Origin of the sequence: Nonomuraea sp. K271, assembly GCF_009908215.1 — a bacterium.
In the GTDB taxonomy this organism is placed as follows: domain Bacteria; phylum Actinomycetota; class Actinomycetes; order Streptosporangiales; family Streptosporangiaceae; genus Nonomuraea; species Nonomuraea longispora.
In genome coordinates this window covers 16,991-35,807 of sequence record NZ_JAAAHR010000027.1, presented here as the reverse complement: position 1 = coordinate 35,807, position 18,817 = coordinate 16,991, and the positions used below count along the sequence as shown (strand labels likewise).

The following is an 18,817-nucleotide window of genomic DNA, read 5'->3' as shown; positions in this document are numbered from 1 at the left end:
CGTCCTCTTCGCCGGGGACGCAGGCTGATGGTCATGATCGGGACACTATGCGACGTACGAGACGTCTGAACCGTGATTCCTGCGGCGGCGAGGCGTCCAGGGCGGCGAGCGCCTCGGCGGCGGACGGCCGCTTGGCGGGGGAGTGGTCGAGCATCCGGCGCACCACCTCGGGCACGTCGGGCCCGTGGGCGTCGGCGCTGGTCGGGAGCTGGCCGGTGAGGAGCTGGTAGGCGATGGCTCCGGCGGCGTAGACGTCGGAGGCGGTCGTCATCCGGTCGGGGCGTTCCTGGCACTCCGGCGCCACGTAGTGGGCGTCGAGCACGTTGCCCAGTTCGTGGGCCACGGTGTAGTCGCGCGGCCCCGGCTTGGCGTAGTCGAACCCGGTCAGCACCGCGTGCCCGTCGTCGGTGACCAGCACGGACGCGGGCGTCAGCGCCCGGTGCACGACGCCGTTGGCGTGCGCGTGCGCCAGCCCGCGCAGCAGATCCCTGATCACGCCGAGTCTGGCGCCCCGGCCCAGCGACAGGTGCAGGGCCTCGCCGTGCACGTCGTCGAGCACCAGCACGAACCGGCTCTCGTCGTCGATGGCGAAGAAGTCGCGCGGGCGCACCACGCACGGGTGCGGCGGGATGCGGGCCAGGGTCTGGTAGGCGTTGGCGATGCGCTGCCGCTCGGCCGCCCGCGCCTCGTGGTCGGCCAGCGGATCGGCCTGGTAGACCCGGAGCAGCACGGTCTCACTGCCGGGCAGTGTCACGTTGAAGGCCCGGTATTCGGTGATCTTCGCGTCGCCGCCGAGCTGCTCCTCGACCTCCCAGTTGCCGTATCTCGGCGGGGCGGTGCTGCGGCGCACGGTCTGGTTGAGCGCGTCGAGGATCGCCGTCATGTACGGCCTCGCGTCGGGGCTGCACCCGCGCCTGACCCGCGAGGCGTCGCTCAAGGTGGCCAGCAGCCCCGGCAGGTCGGTGACGTTGACCGCGTCGCGCCCGGCCGGATCGACCAGCTCGGCGTCGGGCGAGGTGAGCACGACCAGGCAGTCGACGTAGACTCGCTCCAGCTGCGTGGCCTGCGACACCAGCAGCCCTTTCAGCGCCTTCGCGGTGCCGCGCAGCTTGGCCACGGGGGAGCCGAACGCCTCCCTGCGCGGCGGGAACCAGCGCGTGCCGGACACCTCGATGCGCCCCCGGGTGCCCTTGACGTCGACGACGACCAGCGAGTGGCCGGTCAGTACGATCAGGTCCACCTCGAAGACGTCGTGGCCGCGCGACAGCTCGATGTTGTGCAGCAGCAACCAGTCGGCGGGTGCGTGATCTCGCAGATAGGCGATCACCCGCCGTTCGGCGTCGTTGACTGGACGTCCCCCGCCGACGATCTCTGCCATGCGGTCCATCCTCGCACGGGAAGCAATTGACAGCATACTGTCCTAATGCCAATATGCTGTCATGAAACCCGTCATTCACCACGCCGTGTACGGCACCTTCGCCGACTGGGAGACCGGGCACGCCACCGCCCACCTGCGCAGCGAGCGTTTCCACCGCGAGCCCGGCGGCTACGCGGTCGTCACGGTCGGCCCGTCCACCGACCCCGTGGTCAGCATGGGTGGGCTGCGCGTCGCGCCCGACCTCGCACTCGACCGCCTCACCCCCGAGGGCAGCGGGCTCCTCATCCTGCCCGGCGCGGACCTGTGGGACTCCGGCGACGAGCTGGCGCCGTTCGCGCGCAAGGCCAGGGAGTTCCTCGACGCGGGCGTGCCGGTCGCCGCCATCTGCGGCGCCACCGCCGGTCTCGCCCGCGAGGGGCTGCTGGACGATCGCCGCCACACCAGCGCCGCGGTGCGGTATCTGCAGGGTCAGCCGGGTTATGCGGGCGCCCGGCACTACCTCGACCGGGACGCGGTGCTCGACGGCGGCCTCATCACGGCCGGCCCCACGGAGCCGGTGGCCTTCGCCAGGGAGATCCTCCGTCGGCTCGACACCTGCCGGCCCGAGGTGCTCGACGCGTGGTTCCGGCTCTTCGGCAGGAGCGACGCCTCGGCGTTCGAGGTCTTGATGGCCGCATGAACGGCTCTGCCGATCTCCTGTCGGGGCTGGCACTTGAGACGTTCCGCCTCAACGGCCAGTTCCTCCAGGTGGCCGAGGGGCTCGCCCGGCCGGCGGGGATGACGGCGGCGTGGTGGCAGGTGCTGGGAGCCGTGCTGCGCGAGCCGCTGCCCGTCGCCGGGATAGCCCGGGTCATGGGGATGAGCAGGCAGGGTGTGCAGCGCATCGCCGACCTGCTGGTGGAACGGGGCCTCGCCGAATACCGGCCCAACCCCGCGCATCGCCGGGCCAAGCTGCTCCAGCCGACGGCGGCCGGCCGCGAGTCCATCGACAAGATCACACCCGCCCACCAGCAACTCGCCGACCGCCTCGTGGCCGAACTGGGCGCCGAAACCGCCCACGAATGCCTGGCGGCTCTCCGCCGGCTCTCCGCCGCCCTCGACGACCTTGACACCTCCTCGTAACGGCTCTTGGTCCGCCCCGAGCTGGCGGACCACCTCACCGGTACTCGTGACCTGCGGTCGCAGGCGGACTCGCCCGGAGCGTCCAGCGCGGTTTGAACACCGACAACACCGTCGAGACGACGAGCATGACGCACTGCGCGACCAGCGCGGCCGTCTGGCCCCACTGGGCCGGGGCGGCGGCCGCCGCGCCCCCCTCGGTGGCGGCCGCCATTCCTTCGGGATCGAACACGAACATGCCGATGCAGATCACCGCCACGAGCAGCCCCAGCTTGACCGTCACCCAGTAATAGCGAAACAGCCCCCAATGGCTGCTCAGGCCCAGCGTGATGCCGGTGGCCAAGGCGATGAGGCTGAGCGGTATGCCGCCCGCGAACACCAGGTTCGGCATCAACCGGTAGGCGGCGTGCGCCAGTGCGGGATCGTTTGTCAGCGCCGCCGCGCCATTCAGCACCACCAGCCCCCACACCTCGCCGAGGAGGGCGACCGACGCGATGATGTGGACGGTCAGGACCGTCCTGCGGATAGGTGGCCGCATGGATCTCACCTGCCTCGGGATTCGGCAACTCGACGACCATCGTCACCGCTCCGCCCGCGCCGTACGTCCCTCCTGGGGAGGTGATCGGGGTACGCCCGGCGGCGTACCCCGAGTCCCAAGTTTCGGGTGATCCTTCCCTAAACAGGAGTGAACGAAAGGACCATCGGCCACGCGGGCAGCCAAAACGAATATCCATGCGTGGTCTGCCGGCGGCGTATATATGTGGCGCGTCGGCGAAGAGCGGGAAAATCCGACGCCAAGAAACCCGGGTTTCCCCTTGACCTCCGGGAGGGCATTCCGAGTTGCGGTTTCCGCTGCCTGCCGCGATCGTTATGGGCGGCACCTCACAGCCCTGCAAAAACGACTATGGCGCCGGAAATTCCGCGCCTATCCATGGAGGAAACCAATCATGATCCGTCGCATTCTGGCAGGTGCAGCAATCGCGGCCGCCGCGTTCGGCTTCTCCGCCGCCGGAGCTTCCGCCGACGTTCCCAACCCCCACAATGAGGGGCAGAACATTCTCAGCCAGCTGAGCGCCCTCGACGACCTGACCGCGCTGAACGACGTGCTGAACGACTCGGTCAAGTACGTCGACGTCCTCACCCTGCTCCACCTGAACGACATCGACGCCAGCGTTCTGAGCAACCAGAAGAACGTCGGCGACGACAACTGACGGTTCCTCACGCGCGTAGGCAGGAAGCCGATCGGCGACTCCCGTTCCGCATGAGGGGAGCCCGCCCGGCCAAGGTCGGCCTTCCCTGACGCCCTGAGGCGAACCGGAAGAACGGGTCGTGGATATTCGCGAGTCCACGGCACGGGCTTGGTGGCCACCAGGCTTTCAGCGCCGCGCGGCTCGGGTCGATCACTGCAGGACGACCCGGGCCGCGCGGCCGCTCATGACGTTCACTCGTGTTCCGCGCCGGCGAGGTTGGCGGCGCTCTCGCTCGGCCGCACGATCCCGAGGAAGGTCCGCCGGTCGAGCGGATCGATCCGTACGAAGGCGCCGGTGTACGGCGCGTGCACCATCCGCGTCGCGTCCACCGCCAGGGCCACGTGCTCCGGCCCGGCGCTGCTCCGGTCACTGTCGTAGAAGACCAGGTCACCGGGTTGCACGTCCTGCCTGGCGATCCGTACGCCCGACCGCCGCTGCTCGGACGTGGTCGTGCCGATCAGCACGCCGGCCCGCGCCCACGCGTACTCGGTGAGCCCCGAGCAGTCGAATCCCCTGACCCCTGCCCCTCTCCCGACGCCGTGGCCGGGCCCGCGCACACCGCCGCCGCCCCACGAGTACGGGACCCCGATCATCTCGATCGCCGCCCGCACCGCGATGGCGCCGGCCGGCGAACGCGCGGCGACGATGTCCGCAGCAGTGCGGCAATGGCCCTGCGAATGTCCGCCGCATCTTCGGGCGGCCAGCGCGGGTGCGGAATGCATGGTGCCCAGAATGGTCAGGGCCAGCGTGATCGGCAGCGGTGGCGGTGTTCTTTTCATGGCATATTCAGTGCTCCCGTGACTCGTCGGCGTGCGGCCCACGCCAGGACGTTTCCGCCGGGAGCATTCCGCCATTCCTGTGGGGACGAAACGCCCTTGGGACATGCGGGGTGCACGTATGGCGATAAGATGAAAAATCGCGTGCGTTCCACTCCGGATAAATCGGGACAGGTCCAGATGTACCCGAACGGGCCGTGAACGGCGGCCAAGGAAACGGGGCACGCATTTGACTTTGACTTAGCTAAGCCCGGTTGCGGCGTGCCGGTGGGCGCGAGATTGTTATTCACGAAAACTCGCGGCCCCTGTGCGAGCGAATCCGAAGACGCGCATTCCGCGCCGATTCCGACGAAGGAGAAGTAGAGAAATGATGCGTCGCATTCTTGCCGGTGCAGCCATCGCGGGCTTCATGCTGGGCTTCTCGGCCACGAGCGCCTCGGCGGACGTTCCCAACCCCTACAACAAGGGCAAGCAGATCCTGAGCCAGCTGAGCCTCGCGGACGACCTCACCCTGCTCAACGACGTCGGCAACGACTCCGTGAAGTACATCGACGTCCTGACCGCGGGTCACCTGCAGGACATCGACCTCAGCCTCCTCAGCAACCAGGAGAACGTCGGCGACGACAACTGAGCCGTCCGAGGTGGCGGCGGTTCCCGCGTACGCCCTGACCTGGGGCCGCACCGGTAGCCACGAAGCCGTGGCGGCACCTTACCGGCGCCAAGCCCCTGGACGGCGCGGTGCGAGAGAGAACTCCCGCCCACCTCGTCGCCTCCGGACGGGCCGGTCCGTCATGCCCGCAGCCGGCGCGGGCACGCCCGGCCTGTCCGGAAAGCGTTAACCGTCATAATATCCCCGCGATTCGGTGTTTTTACATTGATATTTACATAGCCCCACAAACCTCGTGTAGCCTTGGTTCTGGTCAACCGCCAGACGTTCCTGGTGGTCATACCCTGCAGGGAGCATTTCGGCATACAACCCCCGAGTTCGTGTTGGGGGGTGCGGGGAGTGTGAGCGGCGTCGAAGAGCTGCTGCTTTATCAGGATGAGCAGCTGAGCATCGTGGTGCGCAGGGCGCCAGGAGCGCCGGACGTCTCGCTGGTCGGTGAGATCGACGCAACCAACAGCTCCGCCGTGGCCGGCGCCCTGGCCCGCTGCCGCCGAGGCTCTTATGTCGTCGTCGACACCGGCGAACTCACCTTCATCGACGTCTCAGGCCTGCGCGTGCTCGTCATGCCGACCCTGCCGCCCTCGCAACGGTGGATCCGGCTGCACAACGTCACGCCGTACCAGCAGCGGCTGATGCGCATGATGGGATGGTATTACCAGCCGCGCATCCACGTCCCCACCTAACCCCGGCCGGCGGTGACGACGGCCGCCGAGGTGCCGAGCCCTGTGGGGCCGCCCAGCCGCCACCGCGGCGGCGCCTTGTGCCGGCGCAGCGTCTTCTCGTCGTAGCGGAAACATCCGCGATGCCAGTTGAGGATGGCGGCCAGCCAGTCGTGCAGCTCGGCCACGAACCCGTCGAGATCCCGTCTGGCCTCCGCGTCGAGCCCGAAGTCCTCGCACACGAGCGGCAGCTCGTGCTCCACGATGTGCTCGAACTGCCGCACCCGCGAGGCCATCAGATCGTTGACGATGGCCACCGCCGCCGGGTAGTCGCAGTCGAAGAAGTTCTGCACCACCAGGACGCAGTTGTGCACCTCGCCCTCGAACTCGATCTCCTTCTGGTACGAGAAGATGTCGTTGAGCAGGCAGCCCGCGTCCATCATGGCGTTCGCCAGCGCCACCATCGGCCCGCTGGCATAGACCTCCTCCGGGATGCCCTTGCTGTGCCGCAGCCGGCACAGGCTCATCGTCAGGTCGGAGCCGAAGGTCAGCCTGCGCATCTCGATGTAGTCGACCGGGTCGGGGATGTGGTGGGCCAGCTCGTTGGCCAGCTCCCACAACCAGCCGTCGCACATGTCCTCGATCGCCTTACGCAGCTTGCGGCGGTCGGCGAGCGGCATCGGCGCCGTCGTGCGCGCCCACAGGTCGGCCAGCGAACGCTCCAGCGCGCTCGCGGGCAACGTCGCGGGCACGCCCTCGATCGGCATGAACTCCCCGAACCTGGCCACCGCGACCCGGGCGGCCGCGAGATTGCCCGACCTGCCGAAGACGACGGGAAAGTAGTCGTCGCCGTATGTGCCCCAGGCCAGCCAGCACGAGGCCAGGTCCAGCTCTTCGAGCGAGGCGTCGGGATGCAGGCCCGCCGCGCAGAGCGGCAGGTCGTAGTCGACCAGCTTCTCCTCGTCCCACACCGCCGAGCCCACCACGCCCGGCTGGGCCTCTAGTATGCCCATCTCCGTGCACCACGCCACGGTGTTACGCCGGGAGGCGTCGAGGTGCGGCGACAACCGCAGCTCGAACGGCACATAGAGCTCGGGCACGATCGACGGCCCCACCTTCTGACGCGGCACGTGCGTGAAGTTGCGCAGCCGCTTGGCTCCCAGCAGGTCGACCAGGGACGACATGCCGAGCGGCCGGGTCGCCGTCGCCCGCTTGTTCATGTACCTGCTGGAGCGCATGTGCCACTCGTGCCCGCCAGACTGCCAGTCCTGCAGCCCCTTGACGTACGCCAGCACACCGGCCGCGCTGAGCGGGTCGATCGCGTTCTCCACGAACAGCGGCCCTAGCTCCGTGCACGTGGTGTGCTCGAACTGGTGCAACCGCGAGGTCAGCAGGTCGTTGACCGCGTCGGCGGCTTCCTGCGTCGTGCAGCCGAGGAACTTCTCCAGCACCAGCACCCCGTTGCTCAGCTCACCTTCGTCCCTGACCTCCCGCTCGTAGGAGAACAGGTCGTTGCGCAGGTGGACGGCGTCGGAGAAGGCGTCACGCAGCACCCGCATCGGACGCGAGGCCGCGATCCGCTCCGGCACCTCGGCCCCGACCGCGTGCTCGACCAGCCCCGCCGACCAGGGCGCGCCGCCGACCTTGCGCCGCATCTCGATGTATTCGACCGGGTTGGCCACCCGGCCCATGTTGATGTTGGCCAGCTCCCACAACGACTCGTTCAGCAGGTTGCGCGTGCTCTCGGCGAACCGCGCCCGCCAGTCGGCCGACATGCCGGGCACCGTACGGACCCACAGGTCGGCCAGCCCCGCCTCGACCGGGTTGGCCGGTTCCGGCATGGTCAGGTCGCCGCCCATCGGCATGAAACGCGGCAAGCGGTCGAGGTACGCACGGCCGCCCGCCAGGTCGCCGGTGCGTTTGAACACCTCGAGGAAGTGGTCGTCGAAGAAGAAGACCCACACGTACCAGTCGGTGATCAGGCAGAGCTCGGCGCCGTCGCAGTCGGGATGGGTATAGGCGCACATCAACGGATAGTCGTGGGCGTCGAGGTCGGCCTCCTCCCAGACGCCCGAGCCTTCGAGCATGCCCATGTCGCGCGCCCACCGTTTGGAGTGGTCGCGGGCCTCCTCGAGATGCTGGTTGAGCCGCGCGGGATACGGCATGTAGAAGTCCGGAAGTTCGAACGGCTGACTCATGGTCACTCCTTCATCAACGAGCCACCTCGACGTTCTCCAGCACGCCGAGCGCGTCGGGCACCAGGACCGCCGCCGAGTAGTAGGCGCTGACCAGGTAGGAGGCGACGGCTCGGGTGTCGATGCCGGTGCACCGCACGCTGAGCCCAGGCTCGCGCTCGTCGGGGACGCCGCTCCGGCGCAGGCCGACGACGCCCTGGTCCTCCTCGCCCGTACGCATGACGAGGATCGAGGTGGTGCCCGCCCGGCTGATCGGAATCTTGTCGCACGGCAGGATGGGCACGCCGCGCCACACGGTCAGCCTGGCGCCGTGGAGCTCGGTGCTGCCCGGATAGACGCCCGCGGCGGTGCATTCGCGGTGGAAGGCGGCGATGGCCCGTGGGTGGGCGAGGAAATAGCGGGACTTCCTCCTGCGGCACAGCAGCTCGTCCAGGTCGTCGGGCCCCGGAGGGCCGGTGCGGGTGTGGATGCGCTGCCTGGGATCGGCGTTGTGCAGCAGGCCGAAGTCGCGGTTGTTGACCAGCTGGTGCTCCTGGGACTCGCGTACGGCCTCGATCGTCAGCCGCAGTTGTTCCTCGGTCTGGTCCATCGGGTTGTTGAACAGGTCGGCGATCCGGGTGTGCACGCGGAGCACGGTCTGCGAAACGCTCAGCTCGTATTCACGCGGGCCCGGGTCGTAGTCGGCGAACGTGCCGGGCAGCGCGGGCTCGCCACGGTGCCCGGCGGCGACGGCGATCTCGGCCTCGCCCCACTTGTTCTGGGCTCTGGCCCGGCAGATGCGGTGGCGGGCGAGCTGCGCGCTCAGAGCCGGCGACCGCTCGGCCAGCGTGCGGAGCTCGGTCCAGGGCAGGGCCAGCACCGTACACGCCGTCATCGCCTCAAGCGTGAACTCCCACTGCCGGTGCTCGTCGCCGGCGTGCTCGCCGCCGGCCAGCGTGCCGAGCGTCACCGGGTCGCCGTAGGGGCCCGTGCCGATCCTCGCCGCCTTTCCGTGCGCGATCAGCAGCAGCTCGTCGGCCGGTCGCCCGGCGCGCACGATCGTCTCGCCCTGCGCGTATTCCCGCTGCTCGAACCGCCCCGCGAGCTCGTCGAGCACGGGGTCGTCCGCGAGCCCGCGCAACTGCGGCAGCTCCGCCAGGCTCGGCGGGACGACACGGAAGCGGGCGCCCGTGGTGACGAAGCCGACCCGGCCGCCGCCGACCGCGTACGTCAGCCGCCGGTTCACCCGATAGACGCCGGCCGCGACGTCCACCCACGGGAGCACCCGCAGCAGCCAGCGGGGAGAGATCTCCCGCGTCTGCGGAGGCGTCTTGGTCGTCGTCGCGAGCCTGCGGGCCGCCGCCGTGTCGAGGCTCAGCCGCTGGTCGGTCTCCGTCAACACGATCACCACCAATCACTGGGACCCTGAGCGGGTCAGCCGTTCCTGCCGAGTTCGACGTCCTCCAGGAGCCCGAGCGCGTCCGGCACCAGGACCGCGGCCGAGTAGTAGACGCTGACCAGGTAGGAGATGACGGCCTTCTCGTTGATGTTCATGAAGCGGACCGACAGGCTGGGCTGGTATTCGTCGGGGATGCCCGTCTGGTGCAGGCCGACGACGCCCTGGTTCTCCTGGCCGGTGCGCATGAGCATGATCGACGTGGTGCGGGCGCCGCTGACCGGGATCTTGTTGCACGGGAAGATCGGCACGCCCCGCCAGGCCGGCACGCGGTGCCCGTTGACCTCGCTCGCCTGCGGGTAGACGCCGCGCTTGCTGCACTCCCTGCCGAAGGCGGCGATGGCCTGCGGGTGCGCCAGGAAGAACGCGGGCTCCTTCCACACCACGGACAGCAGGTCGTCGAGGTCGTCGGGCGTGGGAGGGCCGGAGCGGGTGCGGATGCGCTGGCCGAAGTCGGTGTTGTGGAGCAGGCCGAAGTCGCGGTTGTTGACCAGCTCGTGCTCCTGGCGCTCGCGCAGCGCCTCGATCGTCAGGCGGAGCTGCTGGTCGAGCTGGCTCATCGGCTGGTTGTACAGGTCGGAGACCCGGCTGTGCACCCGCAGGACCGTCTGCGCCACGCTCAGCTCGTACTCGCGCGGGCTCTGCTCGTAGTCGACGAAGGTGCCCGGCAGCACGGCCTCGCCGGTGTGGCCGGCCGACATGTCGATCGCGGCCTCGCCATAGTCGTTCTGGGCGCGGTCGACACTGGTGCGCCGGTTCTCCACGTGGGCGCGCAGCTCGGGCGAGCGCTCCAGCACCTGCTCGAAGTCCTGGCGGGAAAGGGTCAGCACGGTGGTGGCGGTCTTGGCCCTCGCGGTGAACCCGAACTCGCCGCCGCCTGTCAGGACCTGCTCGCCGAGGTGGTCACCGTCGGCCAGGACGCCGAGGTTCTGCTCGTCGCCGTAGGCGCCGCGGCTGACCTTGCCCACCCGGCCGTGGGCGATCAGCACCAGCCGGTCGACCGGGCCGCCCTCCGTCACGATCTTCTCGCCGGCCTCGATCTCCTGTTGCGCGAAGCGATCGGCCAGCGCCTGGAGCACCTCCATGTCGTCGAAACCGCGTAGCACGTGCAGCTCGGTGAGCTCGGCGGGGATGACCCGCACGTCGGAGCCGGTCGTGCTGAACGTGATGCGGCCGTCGCCGAGGGTGTAGGTCAGCCGCCGGTTGACGCGGTACACCCCTCCGGAGCACTGCACCCATGGCAGCAGCCGCAGCAGCCACCGCGAGGTGATCTCCTGCATCTGCGGGGGCGTCTTGGTTGTCGTGGAGAGTTGCCTGGCCGCATCGGTGCTGAGGCTGAGCTGCCCCGTGCCGTCCTCCGGGGCGTGGGACTGGGTCGTTTCTGTCATCGTGCACCACCAATCTCGTTAGGGTTCGCGTGGGGATCTGAGCTCGGGCGGAAGCGAAAAGGTGAGGGTCTCCTCGGTCAAGGTCACCTCCTCGACGTCGGCGTATCCGCGGGCGGCGAGCCAGCCGAGTAATTCCTCGACCAGCGCCTCCGGCACGGACGCGCCGGAGCTGACCCCGACGGTCCGCACACCCGCGAGCCACCGCTCGTCGGCGTCGGAGGCCCTGTCGACCAGATAGGCCGCGCCGGCGCCCGCGTTGACGGCGACCTCGGCCAGCCGGCGGGAGTTGGAGGAGTTGGCCGAGCCGACGACGATGACCAGGTCGCAGCTGGAGGCGATGCCGGTGACGGCCTCCTGGCGGTTCTGGCTGGCGTAGCAGATGTCGTCGCTCGGCGGGTCGGCCAGGCCGGGGAAGCGACCGCGCAGCTCTTCGACGGCGCGCATGGTCTCGTCGACGGCCAGGGTGGTCTGCGACAGCCAGCCCACCGGCGCCGAGCCGTCGGCGGTGACGTCTTCGGTGCGGGCCGGATCGACGACGTGGATGCGGCCGGGGGCCTCGCCGACGGTGCCCTCGACCTCCTCGTGCTCGGCGTGGCCGATCAGCACGATCTCGTAGCCCGCCTCGGCCATGCGCACGGCCTCCTTGTGCACCTTCGTGACCAGCGGGCAGGTCGCGTCGATCGTCGCGAGCCCGCGCAGCCGAGCCTCCTCCTTGACCGCGGGCGCGACGCCGTGGGCCGAGAAGACGACGAGCGCGCCGTCGGGGACCTCGTCGAGCTCGTCGACGAAGACCGCGCCGCGCCTGGTCAGGTCGTGGATCACCGACGTGTTGTGCACGATCTGCTTGCGCACGTAAACGGGTGGCCCGAAGCGGTCGAGCGCCTCTTCGACAGTGGTGATCGCACGTTCGACGCCCGCGCAGAAGCCGCGCGGGGCAGCGAGAAGTACCCGTCCCATCGGGATGCCCCTTCGAATCGTCACGTCGTACGGTGTGCGAGCCGGTCGGCCAGCACGGTCAGTGCCTGTTGCGCCTCCGGCTTGATCTGGGCCGCGGTCAGCGCCGCCATGGCCGCGCTCACGCGCTCCTCGATCATCGACTCGACCTTGGCCGGCGCCCCCGTGTCGGCCAGGATCTGGCGTAGCTCCGCTGCGCGCTCCTCCGACAGCTCGGGGTCGCCGTGCCAGCGTCTGAGATGCGCGAGCTGGGCGGGCGTTGCGTGCTGCACGGCGTGCGCGTACATGACCGTGTGCTTGCCCTCGCGCAGGTCGTCGAGCGCCGACTTGCCGGTCTCCGACGACGTGCCGAACGTGCCCAGCATGTCGTCGCGGAGCTGGAACGCCTCGCCGAGCGGCAGGCCGAAGTCGGAGTAGGAGTCGAGCAAGTCGAGCGAGGCGCCGGCCAGGGCGCCGCCGATCTGCAGCGGGCGCTCGACGGTGTACTTCGCGGTCTTGTAGCGGATCATGGTGAGCGCCTCGTCCACGCTCGCCCCTGAGCGGAGCTGGCCGAGGATGTCGAGGTACTGGCCGCTGATGACCTCGGTGCGCATGGCGTCGAACAGGTGGTGCGCGGCGCGCAGCCGCGGCGGCTCGGCCCCGCACGACGACAGCAGCGCGTCGGACCAGGCGAGGCTGAGCGTGCCCAGCAGGATGCCGCCCGCCTGTCCGAACGCCTCCGCGCCCGGGCCCGTGTGCAGCTCGGCCAGGTTTCTGTGCACGGTCGCCCGGCCCCGGCGCAACTGGCTGCCGTCCATGATGTCGTCGTGGATGAGCAGGCCCGCGTGGCACAGCTCCAAGGCCGCGGCGGCGCTGATGATCTCGTCGCAGTCGTCGCCGCCCGCGCCGCGCCAGCCCCAATAGCACAGCTGCGGCCTGATGCGCTTGCCGCCGCTCAGGATGAAGTCGGTCAGCAGCCCGTAGGCCGCCTCCACACCCGGGTCGGAGACGGGGGCCCGCCAGTCGTCGAGGAAGGCGGACAATCTCCGGTCAACGCGTGCAGCGAGGTGGTGCTGGGTGAAGCTCACCGGCATGCGAACGGCTCCTTATCGCTCCGACCGAGTCGCTACCAATAGTTAGTCACCCAATACGGAGAGTGTAAAGTGTCTTTTGGTACTGGCGTTGTGATCGACCGGGCCACTACCGCTCGCTGACACGCGGCAGACGTCTTCCGCGCCGCAGGCCGCCACCGTGCCCGCCGGGCCGCCTACCTGATCAGACCGCCCGCGCGCGGTCCCGCCGGGTTTCGCGCTCCCGGCGTGGGGCAGCGAGGTCGCATGAGAGTCGTGGTGGTGGGAGCCACAGGAAACGTCGGCACGAGCCTCGTACGCGCGCTCGCCGCGGACAGCGGCGTGAGCTCGATCGTCGGGGTCGCCCGCAGACTGCCCGGATGGCGGGCCGACAGCACCGACTGGCGGCAGGCCGACGTGGCGAGCGACGACCTGGTGCGGATCTTCGACGGCGCCGACGCGGTGGTCCACCTCGCCTGGTTGTTCCAGCCGACCAGGGATCCCGCGACGACCTGGCGGGCCAACGTGCTGGGCAGCATGCGGGTGTTCAGGGCCGTGGCGGAGGCCGGGGTGCCCGCGCTGGTCCACGCCTCTTCCGTGGGGGCGTACTCTCCGGGGGCGAAGGACCGGCCGGTGGACGAGAGCTGGCCTACGCACGGCTGGCCGGGCGCCGCGTACGGGCGGGAGAAGGCCTATGTGGAGAGGGTGCTCGACGTATTCGAGCACGACCACCCGGGCATCCGCGTGGTGCGGATGCGGCCCGGCTTCATCTTCCAGCGGGTCGCCGCCACCGAGCAGCGCCGGTTGTTCGGCGGGCCGTTCGTCCCCCGGCGGCTGATCAGGCCGGGCGTGATCCCGTTCGTCCCCGACATCCCGGGGCTGCGGCTGCAGGTGCTGCACGCGCGGGACGCGGCGGAGGCCTTCCGGCTGGCCGTCACCAAGGACGTACGCGGCCCGTTCAACCTCGCCGCCGAGCCCGTGCTCGACCCGTACGACCTCGCCGAGATGCTCGGCACCCGCACCGTGCGCGTGTCGTCGCAGATGGCCAGGGCTGCCGTCGCGGCCGGCTGGCGGCTGCGGCTCGTGCCGGCGTCGCCGGGGCTCCTGGAGCTGGCATTGAGCATCCCGCTCATGGACGTGCGCCGGGCCAGGGACGTGCTGGGCTGGACGCCGGAGTACTCGTCGCAGGAGGCGATGGGGGAGTTGTTCCGCGGGCTGCGCGACGGCGCCGGCATGGACACCGGGCCGCTCGCCCCCGACCGCGGGCCGGTACGCCGGATGCGCGAGCTCGCCACCGGCGTAGGAGGACGCCCCTGAGCCGATGACCCGTGACCACGCCAGAACAGACCTTCAGCGGAACGTCGTGCCCCCCACATATTGCGCGTCGGCGACCAGGCGAGGTGGGAGGCCTGCCATGCGCACCCTGTTGACCCAGCCCTTCACGCTCGACGACGTCTCCACGCTGCGCCGGTCGGTGGCCTGCTGTGCGGAGCGCTCGGGGCTGAGCGGCTCACGGCTGGAGGACTTCGTGCTGGCCGTGCACGAGAGCGTGGTCAACGCCGTCGAGCACGCGGGCGGGCACGGGCACCTCAGGCTGTGGACGGTCGACGGGGTCATCCACGCGGAGACCACCGACAGCGGTACGGGCATCCCCGAGGAGTACCTCGACCGCCACCACCTTCCGTCGGACTTCGCGGCGTCGGGCAGGGGGATCTTCCTGATCCGCGAGTTGTGCGACGCGGCCGAGTTCCGCACCGGCCCGCGCGGCACCACCGTCCGGCTCACCATGCGGTTAAGGCCACGCGTTCGCGGAGCCGGGGAGAAGATCGGGTTCACGGCCTCCGGGAGGCCGGGGGCGGGCGGCTCCATGTGGTGATCCCGGGCCGTCTGACCTGGCGGGGGGACGGGTAGGCTCGGGGGGACGGAAAGGGATCACCACGTGAGCGCCGACACACCCTCGCTCGGGATCATCTCCCCGGTCCGGCGCATCGGGCGGCGGGAGTTCGACTTCGAGCGCCAGGTCGCCATCATGGCCATCGTCAACAGGACTCCCAACTCCTTCCACGACCGGGGCCGCACCTACGCGCTCGACGGCGCTGTCGCGGCGGCGCGCAAGGCCGTCGCCGAGGGCGCCGACTGGGTGGACGTCGGCGGGTTCGCCTTCAGCGCCGACCAGGAGCAGATCCCGGCCGAGGAGGAGATCGAGCGGGTCGTGCCGGTGATCGTCCAGGTCAGAGCCGTCACGGATGCAGTGATCTCCGTCGACACGCACAGGGCCGAGGTGGCACGGGCTGCCATCAAGGCCGGCGCCGACGTCATCAACGACACCAACGGCCTGCGCGAGCCCGGCATCGCGGAGACCGCGGCGGCGACCGGCGCCAGCGTGGTCGTCACCCACAGCCTCGGCGGCCCCGGCCGGCGGATCGCGCGGCCCAGCTACGCGGACGTCGTCACCGAGGTGGCCGCGTTCCTGCGCGAGCGGGTCGAGTTCGCCCTGAAGGCGGGCATCGCGCCCGACCGCATCATCATCGACCCCGGCCACGACCTGAACAAGAACACCTACCACTCGCTGGAGCTCACCCGCCGGCTCGACGAGATCACCTCGATGGGCTACCCGACGCTGGTGGCGCTGTCCAACAAGGACTTCATCGGCGAGACCCTCGACCGCCCTCAGGGCGAGCGCACCGAGGGCACGATCGCGGCCAACGTCGTCGCGATCCTCAAAGGCGCCCGCGTCCTGCGGGTGCACGACGTGGCCGCGACGGTCGCGTCCGTACGCATGACCGAGGCCGTGCTCGGCTGGCGCGGCCCGATCGCCCCCGCCCACAACCTGTGACGTGAGGAGAGCCGCACGTGACCGAGCGCAAGCCACCAGGGATGCCCTACGAGAGCTGGATCGACCGGCAGATCCGCGAGGCGGAGGCGCGCGGCGAGTTCGACGACCTGCCGGGCAAGGGCAAGCCGCTGCCCGGCCTCGACCGGGATCCGGGCGAGTTGTGGTGGGTCAAGCAGAAGGTGGAGAGCGAGGGCCTGTCGATGCCCCTGCCGCCCACGCTGGCGCTGCGCAAGGATGCCGAGCAGGCGCTGGCCGAGGCGCGGGGCGCCCGTACGGAGGCCGAGGTGAGGCGCGTCATCGAGGGCATCAACGGCCGCATCCGCAAGGCGATCAGGACGGGGTTGTCGGGCCCGCCGCTCAATCTGATGCCCTACGACGTCGACGGGATCGTCTCGGAGTGGCGCAGGGCGCGGGGCGTGACGTGAATGGGGCCCGGGCGGCACTCTCGTGCGCCCGGGCCCCTCTCGGGCGGGCGGGGGATCCGGGTCAGGCGGATCCCACCGGCCTGCCGGGCCTCAGTTGATCGGAGGGTAGGCGTTCGCCAGCAACTCGCGGAACTGCGCCGAGAACCACTGGCCCGAGATCGGCGCGTCAGGCAGCGCGCCCGTCAGGTTGTTGCCGTTGAGGTCGTTGCCGGTGTAGGTCGGGTCGCACATCCGGTCGAACCGCTTGCCCTCGTCGTTGTCGATCTCCTCGCTGGAGCCGTCGGACTCGCCGGGAGGCTTGACCCAGACGTAGGCGTCCAGACCGCTCGCCGGGCTGGCGGTCGGCCGCTCGCCCATGCCCGCGCCGCTCTGGTTGCACCAGTTGCCGGCGTGGATGCGCTGGTCGACACGGGACTCCTCGACGAACTGGTTGACGTCGGTCGACGAGCTCGGGCCGCTCGGGCGGTCGGGGCCGCCCCAGCCGTTGCGCGAGGTGTCGATCAGCATGCCGAGCCCGCTCCTGAAACCCTTGGCGATCAGGCGGTCGCGCAGGTCGCGGGCGAACGTGAGCTCGTCGATGTAGTAGTTCCAGTCCACCCAGTCCGACTGGCGGACGGAGGTGCCGTTCACCGTCGTGTTGACGGTGAAGTGGGGTTCCGTGGTGATCGAGTAGTTGGCGGTGTTGACGATGAAGCCGTCCACGCTGTCCACGCCGGCCTGGGTGCCGGCGACGGTCTCGTGGAACAGGTCGACCGCGGGCTGGAAGTTCGAGTCCCAGCCCAGCCAGGCGTGGTGGGCGGCGTCGACGTAGGTGTAGACGTTGGAGATGGCGTGCAGCTGGTCGAGCGCGTAGCGGACGCCGTCACGGTAGCCGCCGGGGCCGTTCGCCTCGCGGCAGTCCTCGAAGGCGTCGATGTTGGTGACCAGGTTCGGCAGCGAGTCGGGCTCGATGATCGTGACGATGCGCAGGTTGGCGTACTGCGGGTCGTCCAGGATGTCGGCGATGGGGTTGATGTACTCGTTCTTGTAGCGGTTGAACCCGTCCTCCGAGATGCGCAGCTCGCCGTTGGAGGCCAGCGCCGCGCAGTCGCGGTTGGGCAGGTTGTAGATGACGACCTGGATGGTCAGCGGCGCGGAGCCGTTGGCGGCGTCCTGGCTGACGGCCTCGTCGAGGTGCTCGCGCAGGCTCATGGCGTCGGCGGAGCCGCCGATGGCGGCGATCCTGTCCATCCACACGGCGGTCGAGACGTCGGCCACCGCGGATCCGCCGGGCTCGGCCGCGGCCTTGGCCGACCAGTTCGGGTTCACGTAGCCGGTGGCGCCGGCGTACGGGTTCTCGACGTGCTGGCCGGGGTTGGGGCCGCCGTCGTCGTCGGCCTCGGTGGCGGTGACCGTCCGGGAGGTCAGGCCGGCTGAGGCGACGGTGAAGGCGCGGGTGCCGTTGGCGGTGTCGGAGTCCTGGGCCGCGGCCAGGGTCACGGTCTGCGGGGTGTTCCAGTTGGAGGTGGTGAAGGTCAGCGAGCCGCCGGAGCCGACGGTCAGGTCGGCGTCGCCGCTGCCCGCCGCCGAGGTGACGGTCACGCTCGACGCCGGCTGCTGGGCCAGGCGCACGGTGTACGTGCCGGTCGAGCCCTCGGGTACGGTCACCGACGTCGGCGAGACGATGATCGACTGTTCCGTGGTGGCGTCGTCGTCCACCTCCGTCGCGGTGACCGTGGTGCCGGCGACGCCGGTGCCGGTGACGCTGAAGGACGCCGTGCCCGCCTGGGTGTCGCTGTCCTGGGCCGCGGCCAGGGTCACGGTCTGCGGGGTGTTCCAGTTGGACGGGGTGAAGGTCAGCGAGCCGCCGGAGCCGACGGTCAGGTCGGCGTCGCCGCTGGTGCGGGTGGTGGTGACGGTGACGTTCGAGCTGGGGGCAGAGGAGAGCCGGGTCGTGAACGTGGCGGTGCCGCCCTCGTTCACGGCGACCGCGCTGGTCGAGGTGGTCACCGTCGGGTTGGCCGGGGTGGTGCCGCCGCAGGTTGTGTCGTTGACGCTGAACGACGTGGGGTCGGGGTTGCTGCCCGTCCAGGTGCCGTTGAAGCCTACGGAGACGGACGCGCCGGCGGCCAGCCCGCCGTTGTAGGACATGCTGGTGCCGGTGACGCGGGTGCCGGACTGGCTCCACTGGGCGCCCCACCCGCTCGGGGTGTACTTCTGACCCGTGGTCGGGTAGTCGAAGGCCAGCGTCCACGAGCTGAGCGCGTCGCCGGTGTTCTTCAGCGTGATGTTCGCGGTGAAACCGCCCTGACCAGGGCTGCTCGTCCACGAATTGGCGGAGTAGGTCACGTCGCAGGCGACCGCGGCGCTCGCGGCCGTGCTCTGGCCGACGACGAGGCCCAGGGCCGCGACGCTCACGGCGGTCATGGTCACGGCCCATTTGCGGAGGCCGCGTTGGAGTCTCACGAGCGATCATCTCCAGTGCTAGGTGGCTGGGAGCGCTCCCATGGTGAGCCGGACTCGCGGCTGTGTACAGGGCCCCGCTCCCGCCGGGCTCTCCGCCGCCCCGCATGCTCGCCGAATGCCCCATGACGGGGGTGAAACTTTCATCCCGGGCAGCCTGGTGAGAGGAAGCGTGGGGGTCGCCGGGAAGCCGTTCCGTTGACATACGCCGGAGCGCATCCACAATCCATCGTGGGAGCGCTCC

General features: G+C 70.0%; 18 protein-coding genes. 9 read left to right on the top strand and 9 right to left on the bottom strand.

The annotated features are described in order from the left end of the window. Nucleotides 1-31: 31 nt before the first annotated feature. Nucleotides 32-1,378 carry a methylation-associated defense system protein kinase MAD6 gene (gene mads6 / locus GUY59_RS12595; RefSeq protein WP_138200850.1) on the bottom strand — a complete coding sequence of 449 codons (1,347 nt, stop codon included), beginning with the start codon at nt 1,376-1,378 and terminating at the stop codon, nt 32-34. A 61-nt stretch (nt 1,379-1,439) separates the two neighbouring features. Between mads6 and GUY59_RS12590 the strand changes: the two genes are divergently transcribed. Both GUY59_RS12590 and GUY59_RS12585 read left to right on the top strand, forming a co-directional pair. Beyond that, nucleotides 1,440-2,057, top strand: coding sequence for a type 1 glutamine amidotransferase family protein (locus tag GUY59_RS12590; protein ID WP_138200851.1), 618 nt, complete (start codon nt 1,440-1,442; stop codon nt 2,055-2,057). Beyond that, nucleotides 2,054-2,500: a MarR family winged helix-turn-helix transcriptional regulator gene (locus GUY59_RS12585; protein ID WP_138200852.1), complete on the top strand. Its 447-nt coding sequence runs from the start codon at nt 2,054-2,056 to the stop codon at nt 2,498-2,500. Before GUY59_RS12590 ends, GUY59_RS12585 begins: the two co-directional genes overlap by 4 nt. 34 nt (nt 2,501-2,534) lie before the next feature. On the opposite strand, the gene GUY59_RS12580 is transcribed toward GUY59_RS12585, so the two are convergent. Continuing rightward, the gene (locus tag GUY59_RS12580; RefSeq protein ID WP_138200853.1) at nt 2,535-3,035 is read right to left on the bottom strand and encodes a DUF2269 family protein; all 501 of its coding nucleotides are present in this window, start codon (nt 3,033-3,035) and stop codon (nt 2,535-2,537) included. 409 nt (nt 3,036-3,444) lie between these two features. Between GUY59_RS12580 and GUY59_RS12575 the strand changes: the two genes are divergently transcribed. Continuing rightward, entirely contained in the window at nt 3,445-3,708 is a 264-nt protein-coding gene (locus tag GUY59_RS12575; protein WP_132334356.1) for a hypothetical protein, read from the top strand. Between the two features lie 230 nt (nt 3,709-3,938). Here GUY59_RS12575 and GUY59_RS12570 read toward each other — a convergent pair whose 3' ends face one another. Then, entirely contained in the window at nt 3,939-4,526 is a 588-nt protein-coding gene (locus GUY59_RS12570) for a C40 family peptidase (RefSeq protein ID WP_201760785.1), read from the bottom strand. Nucleotides 4,527-4,890: 364 nt separating this feature from the next. On the opposite strand from GUY59_RS12570, the gene GUY59_RS12565 reads away from it, so the two are divergent. After that, nucleotides 4,891-5,154, top strand: coding sequence for a hypothetical protein (locus tag GUY59_RS12565; RefSeq protein ID WP_132510843.1), 264 nt, complete (start codon nt 4,891-4,893; stop codon nt 5,152-5,154). 377 nt (nt 5,155-5,531) lie between these two features. Continuing rightward, complete coding sequence (locus GUY59_RS12560; protein WP_161714516.1) at nt 5,532-5,873, top strand: STAS domain-containing protein; 342 nt, start codon at nt 5,532-5,534, stop codon at nt 5,871-5,873. On the opposite strand, the gene GUY59_RS12555 is transcribed toward GUY59_RS12560, so the two are convergent. Genes GUY59_RS12555 through GUY59_RS12535 form a run of 5 tightly spaced genes read right to left on the bottom strand, consistent with a single transcriptional unit; the run spans nt 5,870 to nt 12,894 of the window. After that, a complete protein-coding gene (locus GUY59_RS12555) occupies nt 5,870-8,047 on the bottom strand; it encodes a terpene synthase family protein (protein ID WP_138200856.1) in 2,178 nt (725 codons plus the stop codon). The two genes, GUY59_RS12560 and GUY59_RS12555, sit on opposite strands and share 4 nt — an antisense overlap. 13 nt (nt 8,048-8,060) lie before the next feature. Beyond that, nucleotides 8,061-9,422 carry a family 2B encapsulin nanocompartment shell protein gene (locus tag GUY59_RS12550; protein WP_138200865.1) on the bottom strand — a complete coding sequence of 454 codons (1,362 nt, stop codon included), beginning with the start codon at nt 9,420-9,422 and terminating at the stop codon, nt 8,061-8,063. Nucleotides 9,423-9,457: 35 nt separating this feature from the next. Continuing rightward, entirely contained in the window at nt 9,458-10,867 is a 1,410-nt protein-coding gene (locus tag GUY59_RS12545; RefSeq protein WP_138200857.1) for a family 2B encapsulin nanocompartment shell protein, read from the bottom strand. 18 nt (nt 10,868-10,885) lie between these two features. Then, nucleotides 10,886-11,824: a 4-hydroxy-3-methylbut-2-enyl diphosphate reductase gene (locus GUY59_RS12540; RefSeq protein ID WP_138200858.1), complete on the bottom strand. Its 939-nt coding sequence runs from the start codon at nt 11,822-11,824 to the stop codon at nt 10,886-10,888. 20 nt (nt 11,825-11,844) lie between these two features. Next, complete coding sequence (locus tag GUY59_RS12535) at nt 11,845-12,894, bottom strand: polyprenyl synthetase family protein (protein WP_132334349.1); 1,050 nt, start codon at nt 12,892-12,894, stop codon at nt 11,845-11,847. Nucleotides 12,895-13,137: 243 nt separating this feature from the next. Between GUY59_RS12535 and GUY59_RS12530 the strand changes: the two genes are divergently transcribed. The 4 genes from GUY59_RS12530 (at nt 13,138) to GUY59_RS12515 (ending at nt 16,131) form a co-directional block, all read left to right on the top strand. Further along, a complete protein-coding gene (locus GUY59_RS12530; RefSeq protein WP_138200859.1) occupies nt 13,138-14,187 on the top strand; it encodes an NAD-dependent epimerase/dehydratase family protein in 1,050 nt (349 codons plus the stop codon). Nucleotides 14,188-14,284: 97 nt separating this feature from the next. Beyond that, nucleotides 14,285-14,746, top strand: a complete 462-nt coding sequence (locus GUY59_RS12525; RefSeq protein WP_138200860.1) for an ATP-binding protein — start codon at nt 14,285-14,287, stop codon at nt 14,744-14,746. A 63-nt stretch (nt 14,747-14,809) separates the two neighbouring features. Beyond that, on the top strand, nt 14,810-15,706 hold the full coding sequence (gene folP / locus GUY59_RS12520; RefSeq protein ID WP_212746305.1) for a dihydropteroate synthase: 897 nt from the start codon (nt 14,810-14,812) through the stop codon (nt 15,704-15,706). Nucleotides 15,707-15,723: 17 nt separating this feature from the next. Beyond that, nucleotides 15,724-16,131: a J-domain-containing protein gene (locus GUY59_RS12515; protein ID WP_138206190.1), complete on the top strand. Its 408-nt coding sequence runs from the start codon at nt 15,724-15,726 to the stop codon at nt 16,129-16,131. Nucleotides 16,132-16,221: 90 nt separating this feature from the next. On the opposite strand, the gene GUY59_RS12510 is transcribed toward GUY59_RS12515, so the two are convergent. Continuing rightward, nucleotides 16,222-18,537 (bottom strand): glycoside hydrolase family 6 protein, encoded by a 2,316-nt coding sequence (locus tag GUY59_RS12510; RefSeq protein WP_138206194.1) that lies wholly within the window; start codon nt 18,535-18,537, stop codon nt 16,222-16,224. Nucleotides 18,538-18,817: the final 280 nt, after the last annotated feature.

Bases quoted from the DNA above. Each gene is read 5' to 3' on its own strand.
- mads6 (WP_138200850.1), bottom strand. From the start codon at position 1,378: ATGGCAGAGATCGTCGGCGGGGGACGTCCAGTCAACGACGCCGAACGG.
- GUY59_RS12580 (WP_138200853.1), bottom strand. From the start codon at position 3,035: ATGCGGCCACCTATCCGCAGGACGGTCCTGACCGTCCACATCATCGCG.
- GUY59_RS12510 (WP_138206194.1), bottom strand. From the start codon at position 18,537: ATGACCGCCGTGAGCGTCGCGGCCCTGGGCCTCGTCGTCGGCCAGAGC.
- GUY59_RS12530 (WP_138200859.1), top strand. From the start codon at position 13,138: ATGAGAGTCGTGGTGGTGGGAGCCACAGGAAACGTCGGCACGAGCCTC.
- GUY59_RS12590 (WP_138200851.1), top strand. From the start codon at position 1,440: ATGAAACCCGTCATTCACCACGCCGTGTACGGCACCTTCGCCGACTGG.
- GUY59_RS12585 (WP_138200852.1), top strand. From the start codon at position 2,054: ATGAACGGCTCTGCCGATCTCCTGTCGGGGCTGGCACTTGAGACGTTC.
- GUY59_RS12575 (WP_132334356.1), top strand. From the start codon at position 3,445: ATGATCCGTCGCATTCTGGCAGGTGCAGCAATCGCGGCCGCCGCGTTC.
- GUY59_RS12555 (WP_138200856.1), bottom strand. From the start codon at position 8,047: ATGAGTCAGCCGTTCGAACTTCCGGACTTCTACATGCCGTATCCCGCG.
- GUY59_RS12535 (WP_132334349.1), bottom strand. From the start codon at position 12,894: ATGCCGGTGAGCTTCACCCAGCACCACCTCGCTGCACGCGTTGACCGG.
- GUY59_RS12540 (WP_138200858.1), bottom strand. From the start codon at position 11,824: ATGGGACGGGTACTTCTCGCTGCCCCGCGCGGCTTCTGCGCGGGCGTC.
- GUY59_RS12570 (WP_201760785.1), bottom strand. From the start codon at position 4,526: ATGAAAAGAACACCGCCACCGCTGCCGATCACGCTGGCCCTGACCATT.
- GUY59_RS12545 (WP_138200857.1), bottom strand. From the start codon at position 10,867: ATGACAGAAACGACCCAGTCCCACGCCCCGGAGGACGGCACGGGGCAG.
- GUY59_RS12525 (WP_138200860.1), top strand. From the start codon at position 14,285: ATGCGCACCCTGTTGACCCAGCCCTTCACGCTCGACGACGTCTCCACG.
- GUY59_RS12565 (WP_132510843.1), top strand. From the start codon at position 4,891: ATGATGCGTCGCATTCTTGCCGGTGCAGCCATCGCGGGCTTCATGCTG.